10 protein-coding genes and 1 tRNA gene are annotated in these 14,995 nt (G+C 67.1%); 2 read left to right on the forward strand and 9 right to left on the reverse strand.

Annotated features, from left to right (window positions below):
* Window positions 1-17 precede the first annotated feature (17 nt).
* The 3 genes from QMK31_RS08635 to QMK31_RS08645 form a co-directional block, all read right to left on the reverse strand.
* Complete coding sequence (locus QMK31_RS08635) at window positions 18-296, reverse strand: hypothetical protein (protein ID WP_283500540.1); 279 nt, start codon at window positions 294-296, stop codon at window positions 18-20.
* The gene (locus QMK31_RS08640; RefSeq protein WP_283500541.1) at window positions 293-4,075 is read right to left on the reverse strand and encodes an AAA family ATPase; all 3,783 of its coding nucleotides are present in this window, start codon (window positions 4,073-4,075) and stop codon (window positions 293-295) included. Before QMK31_RS08640 ends, QMK31_RS08635 begins: the two co-directional genes overlap by 4 nt.
* 79 nt (window positions 4,076-4,154) lie before the next feature.
* Window positions 4,155-5,171: a magnesium and cobalt transport protein CorA gene (locus QMK31_RS08645; RefSeq protein WP_283500542.1), complete on the reverse strand. Its 1,017-nt coding sequence runs from the start codon at window positions 5,169-5,171 to the stop codon at window positions 4,155-4,157.
* Between the two features lie 79 nt (window positions 5,172-5,250).
* Between QMK31_RS08645 and QMK31_RS08650 the strand changes: the two genes are divergently transcribed.
* Window positions 5,251-5,865 (forward strand): 4'-phosphopantetheinyl transferase family protein, encoded by a 615-nt coding sequence (locus QMK31_RS08650; protein ID WP_283500543.1) that lies wholly within the window; start codon window positions 5,251-5,253, stop codon window positions 5,863-5,865.
* A gap of 18 nt (window positions 5,866-5,883) precedes the next feature.
* On the opposite strand, the gene QMK31_RS08655 is transcribed toward QMK31_RS08650, so the two are convergent.
* Window positions 5,884-7,212, reverse strand: a complete 1,329-nt coding sequence (locus tag QMK31_RS08655) for a M1 family metallopeptidase (protein ID WP_283500544.1) — start codon at window positions 7,210-7,212, stop codon at window positions 5,884-5,886.
* Between the two features lie 18 nt (window positions 7,213-7,230).
* On the reverse strand, window positions 7,231-11,178 hold the full coding sequence (locus tag QMK31_RS08660; protein ID WP_502852793.1) for a Pls/PosA family non-ribosomal peptide synthetase: 3,948 nt from the start codon (window positions 11,176-11,178) through the stop codon (window positions 7,231-7,233).
* Window positions 11,179-11,296: 118 nt separating this feature from the next.
* On the opposite strand from QMK31_RS08660, the gene QMK31_RS08665 reads away from it, so the two are divergent.
* Window positions 11,297-12,124 carry an alkaline phosphatase family protein gene (locus QMK31_RS08665; protein ID WP_283500545.1) on the forward strand — a complete coding sequence of 276 codons (828 nt, stop codon included), beginning with the start codon at window positions 11,297-11,299 and terminating at the stop codon, window positions 12,122-12,124.
* A gap of 18 nt (window positions 12,125-12,142) precedes the next feature.
* On the opposite strand, the gene QMK31_RS08670 is transcribed toward QMK31_RS08665, so the two are convergent.
* The 4 genes from QMK31_RS08670 to QMK31_RS08685 all read right to left on the reverse strand — a co-directional run bounded on the left by QMK31_RS08670 (window position 12,143) and on the right by QMK31_RS08685 (window position 14,967).
* Complete coding sequence (locus QMK31_RS08670) at window positions 12,143-12,538, reverse strand: sigma-70 family RNA polymerase sigma factor (RefSeq protein ID WP_283500546.1); 396 nt, start codon at window positions 12,536-12,538, stop codon at window positions 12,143-12,145.
* A 585-nt stretch (window positions 12,539-13,123) separates the two neighbouring features.
* Window positions 13,124-13,198, reverse strand: a tRNA-Arg gene (locus tag QMK31_RS08675).
* A 174-nt stretch (window positions 13,199-13,372) separates the two neighbouring features.
* The gene (locus QMK31_RS08680; RefSeq protein ID WP_283500547.1) at window positions 13,373-13,870 is read right to left on the reverse strand and encodes an HNH endonuclease; all 498 of its coding nucleotides are present in this window, start codon (window positions 13,868-13,870) and stop codon (window positions 13,373-13,375) included.
* Between the two features lie 344 nt (window positions 13,871-14,214).
* Window positions 14,215-14,967, reverse strand: coding sequence for a C40 family peptidase (locus QMK31_RS08685; protein WP_283500548.1), 753 nt, complete (start codon window positions 14,965-14,967; stop codon window positions 14,215-14,217).
* Between the last annotated feature and the right edge of the window lie 28 nt (window positions 14,968-14,995).

Consider the following 14,995-nt stretch of genomic DNA (forward strand, 5'->3'; position numbering starts at 1 on the left):
ACCTGTTGTCGAATGAACTACCAGTGCGGCGGGCGATCCTGCCGCAACCGTGCATCGTTCGCGCTCGCCACGCTGCCAACGGATGCAACGCCGCCGTCTTCCCGAAGCACGGGCGGGTGCGGGTTCGGGTCGGTATCCGGCGCCGGAAGCAGCCTGGCACGCCGGGCCTTCCCCCCAGCCTTTACGATCGGCTGGCGAAGCGATCCGAGGCGCGGAGCTGCGCCGGCCGTTGCTTCGTCCGTTGCGCCGTCCGCAGTGCTGGCCTCAGGATCGACCGTTGCGTCGCAACCGCTCACGCGCCTGGGCGCTTCGGGGCGATCGTGGGAGCGTCACCGCTGGCAAAGGCGCGAGGGGCGGCATCCGCCGGGGGAACACCGGCGATCGCGGCCACGCGTGCCGCGACGGCATCGGGGTTGCTGAACAGTTCGAAGCTGTGCACGCGCAGGTAGTGCCAGCCGAGGCGACGCAGCACTTCGGGCCGCAGCCGCAGCGACTCGCGCAGGCTCGCACGATTGATGACGGCATCCGTTTCGACGACGATCGCGCGGGTGCCGTAGGAGGCGGCGAGGGCGAGCTTGCCGCGGTGGCCGAGGCGCACGGTGAGGCCGAGTTTTTCGAGGCGACCACCGAGGTCGACCAGCATGGCCTCGCTCGCGTCGGGCACCTGCACCTCGTCCCGGCGGGCTTCGGTCTCGCTGAGCACCTGGGACAGCGCGAGGATGCCGTGACGCTGGCGGTCCTCGTCGATATCAGCGGGGCGAAAGCACGAGACGATGTCGAGTGCGCGGCGGGCCCGAGTCATACCGATCGCGAGCAGCCGTTCGCCACCGGGCTCACCGAGCGACCCGAAGTTCGACAGCAGGCGCCCGTGCGGGGTGCGGCCGTAGCCGATCGAGAAGATGACCCGGTCGCGGCTCTGCGCCACGGCCTGTTCGAGGGTGAGCACGGTGAACGGTTCGCTGCGGTCCTTCAGGATGAAGTCCGACAGGTCGGTGCGCTTGGCGAACGCGGCCAGCACGGCCTGCTGCACGCGCACGGCGTGCCGGGTGCTCGCGGTGATCACCATGAGTGATTCGCGCGCACGCTTCGAGGCGTGGTCGAGTACGAGGTCGACGACCTTGACGACCTCGGCGTCGACACTCTCGATGGCGCCGCTGTCGGCGTCGGGCATGCCGCGACCACCGGCCACATAGTTGATGGTGAGGCTGCCGTGGCCAAGAAAACTCCCGGCCCAGGGCAGGGAATCGATGCGACCGCCGTAGAAGCGATGGTTGACAAGTTCGGCGAGGTCTTCACCACCGGCCCGATAGCTGCGAGTGAGCGTGAGCGTCGGCAGCAGCTCACCGAGCCGGGCCAGGGCGGAGTCGGCGTGCAGGGCGTCGACCGAGACGTCGGGGACGGCGGTCTCCCCGGAACCCAAAATGCCGGTCGCAAACGATGACGGGGTCTGGGTGACCGGGTCGCCGAACGCCACAATTTGGCGACCGCGGCGAATCGCACCGACGTTCTCGGCGAGGGTTGTCGCGCCCGCGTCGACGAGCAGCACGGTGTCGAAGGTGATTTGGTCGCTGATTCCGGCGATTTCGTAGGGCGAAGCCAGCCAGACCGGGGCGAGCACGCGACCGAGGTGCGGGGCGACCTCGTTGAGCCGGGCCGGGGTGGCCCGGTCGGCGCGCAGCAGACGACGCAGCTGGTCGGCTTCCTCGGGAAAGTCGACGACACCGATCTTCCAGGTTTCGGCGAGCAGCCAGGCCAGCAGCTTGCCGCTAGCGGATGCGTGCGCCTCGTCGACGAGTTTGAAATCGGCCTCAAGGCGGTCCAGTACCTGGGTATTGGCGCCCAGCAGGGCCCGGTCGCTTGCGAGCATGATCTCGAGCACGGACTGCCACCAGGCCAATTCGAGCTCGGCGGCCACGTTCTCCTCCGACACGTGGCGCTGGGACAGGTCGGTCATGAGCGGGTCGAGGTTGTGCTCGCGAAGCGTCGCGAGCAGCGCGGTGCGCTCGTGCAGGTTGGCGAGCACCTCGCTCTCGGCGGCGAGGCCGGAGATCATCGAGGCGAGCTCGCCGATCTGGCGCCCAGCCAGGGCGCGCGGCGTTCCGGTGGTGCCGAGAGGAATATCGAGCAGTCCGAGGTCTTCCGAGACACGCTGGAAGGCGACGTGCACATCGTTGATACCGACGGGTACCTCGGGGGTGACGCCGGCGGCCGCGTAGCGCTGCCAGAGCGTGCGCTGGCTCTGAATGCGGCGCAGGCTCTCGTTCATGTCGGTGACCCGCACGCCGGGACGCTGGTATTCCTCGGCGAGCTTGCGCAGCCTCCTCCTGCTGGCCGAGCTCATCTCGGACGATTCGCGGCGCGATGAGGTGGCGGCGATCAGCTCGGTGAGCGACCGGTCGTAGACGCCGGGCTGGAATTTGTCGAGGGTTTCGCGAATGTCCAGAAGCAGGCGCAGGTAGATTCCGAGTTCGTTTATCGTCTCGAATGGGCGCAGCCGGGTTTGGCCGATCAGGCCGTTGGCTCGTTCGAGCAGCCGCGGCAGTTCAATCTGGTTGATGCGTTTGGCGAGCTGGTGCGAGTTGGAGGCATCCGCTGTGGAGGTGAACGAAGCACCGTACCAGGGCGAGTCGCCGGGGCCGTAGCGGAACTCGCCGAGAACGGCGGCCTTGATCAGGGTGGTGGCCGCTGCCGAACGCGAGTGGGCGAGCAGTTCGAGGGCGTGCCGGTCGAGGCGCGCCGTCGTCGACGGCGGCTCGGGGAGCTGGGAGAGACGGGCGAGTTCGCCGAGCGCGTCGAGCACCGAAACTCCGAGCGCCGAGTCACGGCGGGTGAGGGCTGACCGGTAGTCGAGCAGTACCTTGCGCAGGCGCACCAGGGCGTCGTCGACGTCACCGACCCGCGGCTGGGCCGCTTTCTCGTTACGGGTGATGGACTGGATCAGATCTCGGCGCAGAGTACGCGGCGTCACGGCGATGCCGGGCAGGCCCACCTGCACGAGCCGGCCGTGGATGCCGTCAAGGCTCGATCGGCGGGCGCTGACCACGAGCACCCGCTTGTGCTGGGCTACGAGCGAGCCGATCGCGTTGACGATGGTCTGGGTGCCACCGGTGCCGGGCAGGGTCTTCACGACGAGGGAGTTACCGGCCGCGATCTGCGCCACGACGTTCTCCTGTTCCGGGTCCGCGTCGCCGAGCAGCGTGTCGGTGGCCGGCGGGCGGGCGTCCTGCCCGATCGGAACCACGGGGTTGTAGGCGGTCTCGATGTTGCGCTTCGCGGTCATGTTGCCGGCGACGGCGTCAAGCAGCGGGTGGTCGAGGTTCGATGCGTCGGCGGCGAGTGCCTGGCCGCAGGAGGCGAATGACGAAACCACGAGCCGGGGAACGACGTTGAACCAGGGCAGGTGCGATGTCAGACCGCGCAGACGGTCGATGACGGGCTGCGGTTTGAACGCGCCGTTGGTCACGGCGAGGGCCACGAAGGCATCGGCGTCGAGCACGATCTGAAACTGGTCTTTTAGGGCGCGAGCGAGCTCGGGATTGAGAAACGGCTGGCCCTTGAGCTTGAGTTCGTAGTCGCGGCCGTAACGGCGGATCGCGAGCGGGCGCAGCAGCACCGGGGCGCTGTAATCGACGTCCTGGTAGCGCCACTCGGCCAGGCCGATGGCGAGGTTGACCGATTCGATGCCGCGCATGGAGCGCAGTTCAATGCCCTTCTGGGTGATCTCGTTCGCCGCCAGGCGGGCGTTGCGCAGCGCGAGTTCGTCACGAATGAGGTTGGACAGCAGGGTGGTCTTGCCGATGATGAACTGCGGCAGGCCGCCGGGATGCGTGGCGCTCAGTTCGATGCGGGTGCGGGCTTCGTCGGTGAAGTGCAGCAGCGGAGAGCGACCGCCGAGCGCGGCGAGTTCGTCGCGCCAGCGCTGCCAGACCGGCTCGGCGATGTTACCGGCGGTGAACGCCGGGTCGCCCAGACTGAGGTTGTGTGGACTGGTCACGTTTTGAGGGTCGACCGTGGAGCCGTCCAGGTACTTGGAAAGCACGTCGTCGTCGTCTTGTTTTCTATCGAGGTGCCACACAGGGATACCCTAATTGGCAAACCACCGGTTTGCCCTGAGGCGGCCGGGGTTTCGCGCGTTTGTGGCCCAATCTGAGGGTTCACAGCCAGTCCCGTCGTTTGAACACGGCGTACAGCGTGAACCCCATGCCGAGCATGAGCGCGAGTGCGAAGGGATACCCGAGGACCCAGTGCAGCTCGGGCATGTGGTCGAAGTTCATGCCGTAGATGGTGCCGACCAGCGTCGGTGCGAACAGAATAGCGGCCCAGCTGGAGATCTTCTTCACTTCTTCGCTCTGAGCCAGGCTCGTCTCCGACAGGTGCCGCATTTCGTCGTTCTGGGCCTGTCCCACCAGGGTGCTGTGCACGGTGAGGGCGTTCTGCAGCAGCTGCCGAAACGCGTCTCCGCGCTCAACGACCCGCAGGGTGTGGTCGAGCACGTCGCGCAGGTGCCGATGGAGTTCCAGATCGACGTTGTATTTGTCGAAGCCACGCTGCATGGCCTCAAACATATTCACGAGCGGCTGCGTGGCCCGTTGAAACTCAATCACTTCGCGCGACAGGGCGTAGATGCGCCGGCTGACCTCCGGATCGCCGTCGAACAGCTGATCTTCGATCTCGTCGATGTCGTTCTCAAGGCCAGCGACGACCGGTCCGTACTCGTCGACGACCTGGTCGAGTATCGCGTAGAGCACGGCTTCCGGGCCGAGGGCGAGCAGGTGCGGCGTCTGTTCCATCCGCTCGCGCACTCGGGCGAGGTTCGGCGACTCGGCGTGGCGGATGGTCACCACGAAATCGGGGCCGACGAACACGTGCAGCTCGCCGAATTCGACACGTTCATCGTCGTCCATGTAGCGCGCGGGCCGCAGCACGATGAACAGGGTGTCGGCGTACCGTTCCAGCTTCGACCGTTGGTGGCCGGCCAGTGCATCGTCGACGGCGAGGTGGTGCAGGCCGAATTCGGTGGCGACGGCCCGCACTTCGTCCTCGCTCGGTCGATACAGGCCGATCCAGCCAAACCCCTTCTGCTGCTTCATCACTTCGAAGGTCTCGTCGAGGCTCGGGGGCGTCGCCACCCGGTGCCCGTCCACGTAGACCGCATTGTCCACCAGCGTCATGGGCTCTCCTTGCTCGACCTCCAGTGTGCCACCCGCCAGCACCGCCCAGCGGCGTTTCGGGGCGGAGTAACGTTTAAGCGTGCCCTCAGCCGATGTTTACCTCTTTCTGGCTCCGCGCGCCCCCCTCCCCCAGACCGACCGGGCCGAGCTCGCAGCGGCCGTGGCACGGGTCTGCCCTGAGTCGGGGCCGGTCATCATCGAGCAGCGCTGCGAGCGCTGCGGCGGTGCCCACGGACGGCCACGGGTATTGCGCCCGCCGGGCGTTTTCGTGAGCCTGAGCCGCGCCGATCAGACCGTTGCCGTCGCTGTGTCGCTCATCGGGCCGATCGGTGTCGACATTGAAAGCGTCAGCGCGGTGCACAGAGCTGGGTTCGACGACGTCGCCTTCAATGAGCTCGAGCGCTCGGCGTTGCAGGCGCTGCCGGGGCGCGACCGCGACCGGGCGCGCGCTTTCCTGTGGACTTCCAAGGAAGCGGCGCTGAAGCTCTCGGGCGAGGGCCTGGCCGTTGACCCGCGGGAGCTGACCGTTGCGTTGGCGCAGGAGGGGGCATCCACCCGGCTGAGCTGGCCGGGCGCCGCCCTCGATGTGGACCGGGTGCATCTCGCCGGCTTCGACGCCGGCCCCGGCCTGGTCGGAATGCTGGCCGTACTCGGCGCCCAAGGGCCCCGCATCGTGCTGCGCCCACAACCGTAGCTGCAGCGGCGCATACTCCTACAGGCTGGGCAGCGCTCTCTGCTGCACCCACCGGGCGACGAAACCGCCGATTGCCCGACTGCCGGTGTGTTCGGCGAAGAACTCCACGAAGTCGTCGGTCGACACGTGCCCGTGCCGCCGGGACGCGGTGTAGGAACGCAGCGCCGGAAAGAAGGCCTCGTCGCCGAGTGATTTGCGGATGGCGTGCAGGGCGAGGGCGCCGCGCTTGTACACCCGGTCGTCGAACATGTCGTGCGGTCCGGGGTCGCCGACCACGATGTCGCGCGGCAGCGCCTGGATCTTGCCCCGGTGCAGGGCGGCGAGCTGGTCGACCGTGCGCCCGCCGCGCTGCTCCTCCCACAGCCATTCGGCGTAGCAGGCGAAGCCCTCCTGCAGCCAGATATCCTGCCACCGGGCCACGGTGAGGCTGTTGCCGTACCACTGATGTGCCAGTTCGTGGGCGATCAGCCGGTCGCTGCCGTGGTTGCCGTCCACATGGTTGCTGCCGAACACGGCCAGGCCGTGCGCCTCGAGCGGGATTTCCAGCTCGTCGTCGGTCACCACAACCGAATACGACGGGAACGGATACGGCCCGAACCGGTCGGCGAAGAACGCGATCATCTCGGTCAGGCGGGCGAAGTCGGTGCCGATCCGGGTCGCCAGCCTGGCCGGAAAGTACAGGCTGTGGGCGACCGGAGCGGCGGCCAGATCGCGGCGGCGGTAACGGCCGATCAGCACCGTGGCGAGGTAGGTCGCCATCGGCTCGCGCACGTCGAAGGTCCAGCTGGTGCGGCCCGACCGGCTCGACTGGTTCGACAACACCCCGTTCGACACCACCGTGTAGCCCGATTCGCAGGCGACCTGGATGCGATATCTGGCCTTGTTGCTCGGATGGTCATTGCACGGAAACCACGACGGTGCCCCGCACGGCTGTCCAGAGACGAGCACGCCGTCGTCGAGTTCTTCCCAGCCGACATCGCCCCAGGCACTGCGCACCGGATGCGGCGCCCCGCGATAGCGCACCACTACCTCGAATTGCGCCCCGGCCTCAATGCTCGTGGCCAGGGTGATGACCAGTTTGCGGGCGCTGTGCGTGACTTTGCTGGGGCGAGCCCCGTTCACCGTGACCTTCTCCATGCTCAGGCCGGCGAAATCGAGGCTGAACCGGTCGAGGCGCATCAGGGCCCGAGCGGTGATGGTCGCGGTCGCGTTCAAGCGGTTGGTGGCCACCCGATAGTCCAAATTTAGGTCGTAGTGCTCGGCGAGGTAGCCACCGTTGCCGCCGGTGGGAACATACGGGTCGCCGGCGCTGGCCGAACCGAAGGTTGTCTGCACAGTCTGAGCCATTGCCTTACTATTACACGCTTAACGGGTCCACGGCGGCTGGTGCCACGGCGCGATCGGGTTGCCAGACCAGAGCGAACCGGTCGGCACCCGTTCGCCTCGCATCACGAGCGAGCCGGGGCCCACGGTGGCGCCCGCATCGATCGATGCCGCCGGCAGGATGACACCGTTCGGCCCGAGGGTTGCTCCCTCGGAGAGCACGACCGCGTCGAGCTGCATGATGCGATCGTGGAACAGGTGTGTCTGCACGACACAGCCGCGGTTCACCGTGCTGCCGGCGCCGAGCCGCACCAGGTCAGCCTCGGGCAGCCAATACGATTCGCACCAGACGCCCTTTCCTACCGACGCGCCCAGGGTGCGCAGCCAGACGGCGAGCGCCGGCGTGCCCGACGCTTTCTCGGCGAACCAGGGGCGGGCGACCATCTCGACGAAACTATCCGAAACCTCGTTGCGCCAGATGAACGACGACCAGAGCGGATGTTCCGACGCGTCGATGCGCCCAACCAGCGTCCACTTGACCACCGTCGTGACCCCGGCGGCGACCGCGCCGGCCGCGAGCATGACCACACCCGACAGCGCGATCGCCGCGCCGAGGCCGAGCTGCAGCCAGAGCAGGTCGAGCACCGCGAGCACGAGCAGCGCGATCCAGGCGGTGGTGAAGCCAGCCACGATGCGCAGCAGCTCCCACAGTGAGCGCGCTATTTTCAGATGCACGGGAGGGTGGAAGGTGCGGGAGTCGTCGGCATCCGTTTGTTTGCGGCGCAGTCGCGCCGGCGGGTTGCCGAGCCAGCTCGACCCACGCTTCGCTTTGCGCGGCGTCGACGAGAGCACCGCGACGAGTCCGTTGCGGGGAACCGTACGACCGGGGCCGGCCATGCCGCTGTTGCCGAGAAAAGCCCGGCGGCCCACCTTGGCCGGGCCGATGTGCATCCAGCCGCCGCCGAGTTCGTAGCAGGCGACCATGGTGTCGTCGGCGAGAAACGCGGCGGGCGCGATGGTCGTGAGCGAGGGCAGCAACAGCACGGTCGACGCCTCGACGTCGGCGCCGACCTTCGCGCCGAGCAGACGCAGCCAGCTGGGTGTGAGCAGGCTCGCGTACAGCGGGAACAGCACCGTGCGGGCGCCGTCGAGAATGCGCTCGGTCATCCAGACCTGCCAGCCGATGCGGCTGCGCACGGGATAGAAGCCCTCGCGCAGACCAACGCCGAGGGCGCGCACGAATGCGATCACGAGCAATGCGTAGGCGAGGCCGCCGGCGATCACGGCGACCGGCATGATCAGGGCGGCGCGCAGCACCGCCACGCCGAGGCTGTCGGCGTCATCGACGACCACGCCGACGATCCCCGCGCCGAGCACCAGGGCGATCGTGGGGATGGCGGTCATTGCGACCGAGCCGGCGGCGAAAGCGCCGAGCCAGCGGCTGGCCCGCGGCGGTCGTTCGGCCGGCCATGGGCGGCGAGCCGAACCCACCCGGCGTGCCGGGGAACCGGCCCAGCGCTCCCCCGCCGGTATGCGCGAGGAGACGGCGGCACCGGGTTCAACCTCGGCGCCGTTGCCCACGTGGGCGCCGCCGAGCAGGGTGCTGCGGGAGCCGATGCGGGCATCGGCTCCGACGTGCAGGTGGCCAATGCGCAGCAGGTCACCGTCGACCCAGTGCCCGGCCAGGTCGACCTCCGGTTCGATCGAGGCCTGGGCGCCGATGGTGAGCAGGCCGGTCACCGGCGGCAGCGAGTGCAGGTCGACGTCAGGGCCGATCTCCGCGCCGAGGGCCCTGGCGTAGTAGCTGATCCAGGGCGCTCCGGCGAGGCTAGCGGCGTCGACGAGTAGCGCAATCTGCTCGGCCAGCCACAACCGCAGGTGCACGGAACCGCCGCGCGGGTAGTTGCCCGGCAGTACGTCGTGCAGCAGCAGCCTTGAAGCGATCACGGCGATGAACATCTTGCCTGGCGGGGTGACGAACAGAACAAACCCGAGCGCTACCCACCACCACGACAGCGTCGGCGCGAAGCTCGCACCGGCCAGGCTCAGCAGATTATTGGCAATGGCCAGGTAGACCAGCCAGCGGGCGCCGCTCAGCACGTGCAGCGGAATGCCGAGCACCGTCTGAGCGAACTGGCTGCGAGCCGGGGTCGGCAGCACCTGCCGCACTACGGGCGGCGTGACGGGGCTGCGGGCGTCGAGTTCCTCGGCGAGCGACCCGATGCGCGGGTGATCGTAGAGGTCGGCGACGGTCGTTTCGGGGTGGCGGGTGCGCACGGCCGACACGAACTGCGCGGCCGACAGCGAGCCGCCGCCCTGAGCGAAGAAATCGTCGTCCGGCCCGGTGACCGGCACCCCCAAAATGGATGTCCACGCCTCAGCCAGCCACGCCGCTGTCGGTGAGAGCGCCTCGGCGCCCTCCCCCGGCGGCGCATCGGGCAGCGGCCACGGCAGCGCTGCCCGATCGACCTTGCCAGAGGTGCGGGTCGGTAGGGCGTCCACGACGGCCAGCAGCGGCACGAGCGCGGCCGGCAGTTCCTCGCGCAGCCTGGCGATCGCGGCCTTCCGGTCGAACGGCGCGGTGGTGAGGGCGATATAGCCGACCAGAATCTGGTTGCCGGCGGGGGTGGTCTGCACCACGGCGGCACCGCCGGCAACCCCGGGAAGAGTGTTGAGAGCGGCATCCACTTCACCGAGTTCGATGCGTCGGCCGCCGAGTTTCACCTGGTCGTCGGCGCGGCCGGCGAAGACCAGACCGGCCCGGTCGAAGCGCACGAGGTCGCCGCTGCGGTAGGCGCGCAACCAGCCGAGCTGCGGATGCGGCGCGTATTTCTCGGCGTCCTTGGCGGCGTCGAGGTATCGGGCCAGGCCGACACCGCCGATGATGAGCTCGCCGGTTTGGCCCTCGGCGACCCGCTCGCCGGCGGCGTCGACGACGGCGAGGTCCCAGCCGCCCAACGGCAGGCCGATGCGCATCTCGCCCACGCCGTCAACCAGGGCGCCGCACGCCACCACGGTGGCTTCTGTGGGCCCGTAGGTGTTCCAGACCTCGCGGCCGCGGGTCGCGATGCGGGCGACCAGTTCGGGCGGGCAGGCCTCGCCGCCGAAGATGAGCAGGCGCACGGCCTCGAGCGATTCTTCCGGCCACAGGGCGGCGAGGGTCGGCACGGTGGAGACCACGGTGATGCCGTGGGCGATCAGCCAGGGACCGAGGTCGGCGCCGCTGCGCACGAGGGAGCGCGGGGCTGGAACCAGGCAGGCGCCGTTGCGCCAGGCCAGCCACATCTCTTCGCAGCTCGCGTCGAAGGCCACCGACAGCCCGGCGAGCACGCGATCGCCGGTGCCGATCGGTTCGGCGCGCAGAAACAGGCCGGCCTCGGCGTCGACGAACGCGGCCGCTGAGCGGTGGGTGACGGCGACCCCCTTGGGCACGCCGGTCGACCCGGAGGTGAAGATGACCCAGGCGTCGTCTTCGGGCGTGGGAATAGTGTCGTGCGGAAAGACCAGCGCCGGGTCGTCGTGTTGTTCGACGCGGCGCGAGCGCAACGACTGCACGTCGAGCCCGTCACGCGGTGCGAAAATGCTGTTCTCGCCGATGATGCCGACCACGTGTGCCTCGGAGAAGACCAGCCGGGCGCGTTCCTCCGGGTCGTCGGCGTCGACTGGAACGTACGCGGCCCCAACGAATAGGGTCGCCAGAATCGACACGTACAGATCCCGGGTGCCAGAGGCAATGCGAATGCCCACGGTGTCGCCGCGGCGCACTCCAGCCAGGCTCAGCTCGTTGGCCTGGGCCTGCACCCGCCGCAGGAGCCCGCGGTAGCTGATCGTGCCGGCCGCATCTTCCAAAGCCAGGGCATCCGGATGCTGCGCCGCGGTCACCGCAAGAATGTCGGCCAGGGTGCGCGCCGGACTGGCCAGATGGCCCGCGCCCAGTACGGACTGAGCGTGCGCGGTATCGTCAGCTGGACTGTTCTGGTGCAGGCTCACACGACTCCTCGTTCAGGTCGTGGCCGACTGGCACGCCGCGAAAGGACCAGTCTAGAACTCCCGGGTAACGCGCCGGTGAACACCACTGTCGGGCGTAGCATTTACGTGAGGAGTCTTCATGAAACGCGTTCTCGCATCCGCTGCCCTGGTCGTGCTGCTGTGCGCCGGCGTATTGGCCGCACACCCCGAAGCCGCCGTCGCCAGAACGCCGCCGCGGCCAGCACACGTCGTGATCGTGGTGCTCGAGAACCATTCCTATAGCCAGGTCGCCAACGAGCCTTACCTCACGAGCCTGCGGGCAAAGTCGGCGGTGATGACGAATGCGCACGGTGTCACGCATCCGTCCCAGCCGAACTATCTGGCGCTCTGGGCGGGGTCGACGCTCGGCGTGACCGACAGTTCCTGCCCGAACACCTTCGCGGCGGAGTCGCTCGGGTCACAGTTGCTCAAGTCGGGGCGCAGCGTCGTCGGGTATTCCGAGTCGCTTCCCCATGCCGGATATCGGGGCTGCCGGTCGGGTGACTACGCCCGCAAACACAATCCGCTGGCCAATTTTACCTCCACCCGCGCCAGTAACCGCAACCAGCCGTTCTCGGCTTTCCCGAGCGACTTCACCCGGCTGCCGCGCGTTGCCCTGGTCGTGCCGAATCTGCAGAACGATATGCACGACGGCAGCGTCGCCCGCGGGGACGCCTGGCTGAAGACCAATATCGGCCCCTATGCGACGTGGGCGCTCACCCACAATTCCCTGCTCATTGTGACCTGGGATGAGAACGACGGCTCCTCCGGCAATCAGATTCTCACTCTGTTCGCTGGGCAGCACGTTGTCGCCGGCCGCTACGACCAGTACGTGAATCACTACTCGGTGCTGCACACCGTCGAGGCCGCGTTCGGGCTGCCCGCGCTCGGGGTGGCCGCACGGCCCATCACGAACATCTGGAAGTAGCAGTAGTCACAGATGCTGCTACGAAAGAAGTTCGTCGTAGTCCGCCGTCTGCTCGGCGTAGGCCAAGATCCACGGCACGGCGCTCTGGCTGCGGTGCGGATAAAGGGGGCAACGCTCCCAGAGGCCAAGGAACACCTCGAGCAGCAGTCGTTCGGCCTGCAGGCCATTCGCGGTCCGCGTCAGGATGATCGCGTAGACGGGTACGGCCATGATGTCGTAGAGCTGCGCGAACGCCGTTCGATTGCCGCGGGCCGAACGTTGCAGAAGAGTTTCCACGGCGGCTGTCCGGGCATCGGCTCCACTGGCCCCGACGCCGAATTCGGTGCCGAATTCGACCGCCAGGGAGCGAGCCGGGCGTTTTAATTGACTACGTGCGCGCATCGCGAACCCCCAAGTTGAGTCGTGTGCAGTCATGGTCCGGGACGGCGCCTTCAGGTTAGTTGATTCCTTCTCATTTCACTATCCTTGCGGTGGCATTTCTCCGCATGTGGCTAGCGCTGTCGTTCTCGTGCCCAACGGATGTCTGCACCCTGTTACCCGGTCTTCCCCGCACCCAGTATCGTGACTTGGGGTGGCGTCTTGCCAGCGCGCTGATTGACTTTTTGGTGTTGGAGTCCAGCACTGCGGTCGAGAATAATACGCACGGACCCTCACGGGTCGCCTCGCCGGTGGACGAATGGAGCGCCAAAGCATGAAGTATGTATCGAAGCCCACGTGGGAACGCCTGAAAAGAGAATCAGCCGTTGATCTCTACGATGAAATCCACCATGTTGCTCGCGACACCACCTCGACAACCCCCGAACCGGGGTCTCAGCCGGAATCGACGCGCACACCGGCACATTCCTGATCAGCGAGCCTTATCGTGGGCCGCTGATTCCCACGACTTCACGGCCGCTGCGCGGCCAATAGCGGAGCCAGCTGAAAAATGCGGTCACGCCGTGCTGATGCAGCGGGAGTGAGCGCCGAGAGCCGACACGCACTTCGAGTGCGGTTGCGTTATGGTGCCCCTGGAGGGATTCGAACCCCCGGCCATTTCCTTAGGACGGAATTGCTCTTCCACTGAGCTACAGAGGCTGGTCCGGCAAGTTTAGCCGGTCGCGCCGGCCGACCCGCTCGATCGAACTACCCGACGGTGTGGCGGAGCACCACTAGCTGCCCTGCTGCAGGGGGTACACCCCAATGGCTGCGCGCCGGTTTGCCCGCTGTGCTCAGGGTCAAGCATGCGCTCGGCCGCAGGCATCCGCTGTACTAGGCGGCCGGAGCCAGGTAGGCGTCCCACTCCTGCTCTGGCCGCTCGACACCGCGCACGACCCAGGTCATGCCCTGTGGCATGCGTGGGGTGAAGCGCAACTCCCAGCCCATCTCGGCCGGTGTGTGGTCGCTTTTTAGATTGTTGCAGCGCAGACAGCAGGCGGCGAGATTGTCCCAGGTGTCGCGACCACCGCGCGAACGGGGCAGCACGTGGTCGATCGTGGCGGCCGACTTGCCGCAGTAGCAGCAGCGATTGTTGTCGCGGCGCAGCACCCCCCGGCGGCTCACCGGCACCAGGCGCGACATGGGGATGCGCACATACCGGGTGAGCAGGATGACGCTCGGGCGATCCCACGAGCCGGACGCCGCGAAAACGGGGTGTTTCTGGTCGGACTGCACGATCGTCGCCTTCTGGTTCATCACCAGAATGAGGGCTCGTTTGAACGAGACGACGGCGAGGGGCTCATAGCCCGCGTTGAGTACCAATGTGCGCATGCGCTCCCTTTCGAAGGAGGCTGGACGGCTTCCAGCCATTCGAACTACATCCGATGCGTACAGAACAGGAGCGGCCGGAAGCGAAAAAGAGTACAAAAAAAGGCGCCGTCACAATGACAACGCCTTCTGGCCGCTCACGCAGCTCTTCTCACTCTGACAACTATGCCGAAAGCACTCGCGACCGCGCACATCCATGGTGTGGATAGTGCGTCGCTCATGCATGGGCTCTCCTCAGGACCTACAAACTACATCAGGGCACTAGGTTAACCCACAAATGGCGCAACAGGTGAACCTGTGTGCGCCATTTGAGTGAGCTGTTACCTAGTGTTCACTGCAGAGGTTATTTAGATGCCGATCCGCACGATGTAATAATCGCTGGTCCAGATGGGCTGAATGCGCACATTCTGGCCGGTGTACGGCGCGTGCAGGATGTTTCCGTTGCCGGCGTAGAAGCCGTCGTGGCCGTCCATGATCACGAGGTCGCCGGGTACGGCGTCCTCGATTGAAATGCGGGTTCCGGCCGCTCCCTGACCCACCGAGGAATGCGGCAGGCTGATGCCGAACTGCGCGTAAACATACATGATGAAGCCGGAGCAGTCGAAACCGGCCGGGGTGGCACCGCCATAGACATACGGCACGCCCTGATACTGCGAGGCCACATTGAAAACGGATGCGAGGTCAAAATTCGGGTAGGCCGGGTTGGCCAGATAATCGGAGACGCTCGGACCGGAGTAGCTCGCGGCATAGGAGGTCATCTGCGCGGCAACCTCGACGCGGCGGGTTTCAGCCGCGGCGGCGGCAGCGGCAGCGGCAAGTTCTTCGGGAGTGGTAGCGGTGAAACCTTCGCGAGCGACGCTGACGGTTGCTGCCTGCGCATCGACTTCAACGGCCTGCGCCTGGGCCTTGGACATCTCGGTGGACTCGCTGGCTTTGAATGCCGCTTCCTTCGAACCAGGAGCGAATGCATAGGCGGGGAGGGCCATGGTGGCAACCAGTCCCGTAGCGAGGGTCATGACAACGATGTTGGCGATTCCGCCACGGCGCTTCTTCGGTGCCGCGCGCGGCAGGGCACGATGGGCGTGTACCGACGGTTCCACTTTTTCCAGGGAATCACTTGTTCGGTTC

This window comes from Cryobacterium sp. PH31-O1 (genome assembly GCF_030063455.1).
In the GTDB taxonomy this organism is placed as follows: Bacteria; Actinomycetota; Actinomycetes; order Actinomycetales; family Microbacteriaceae; genus Cryobacterium.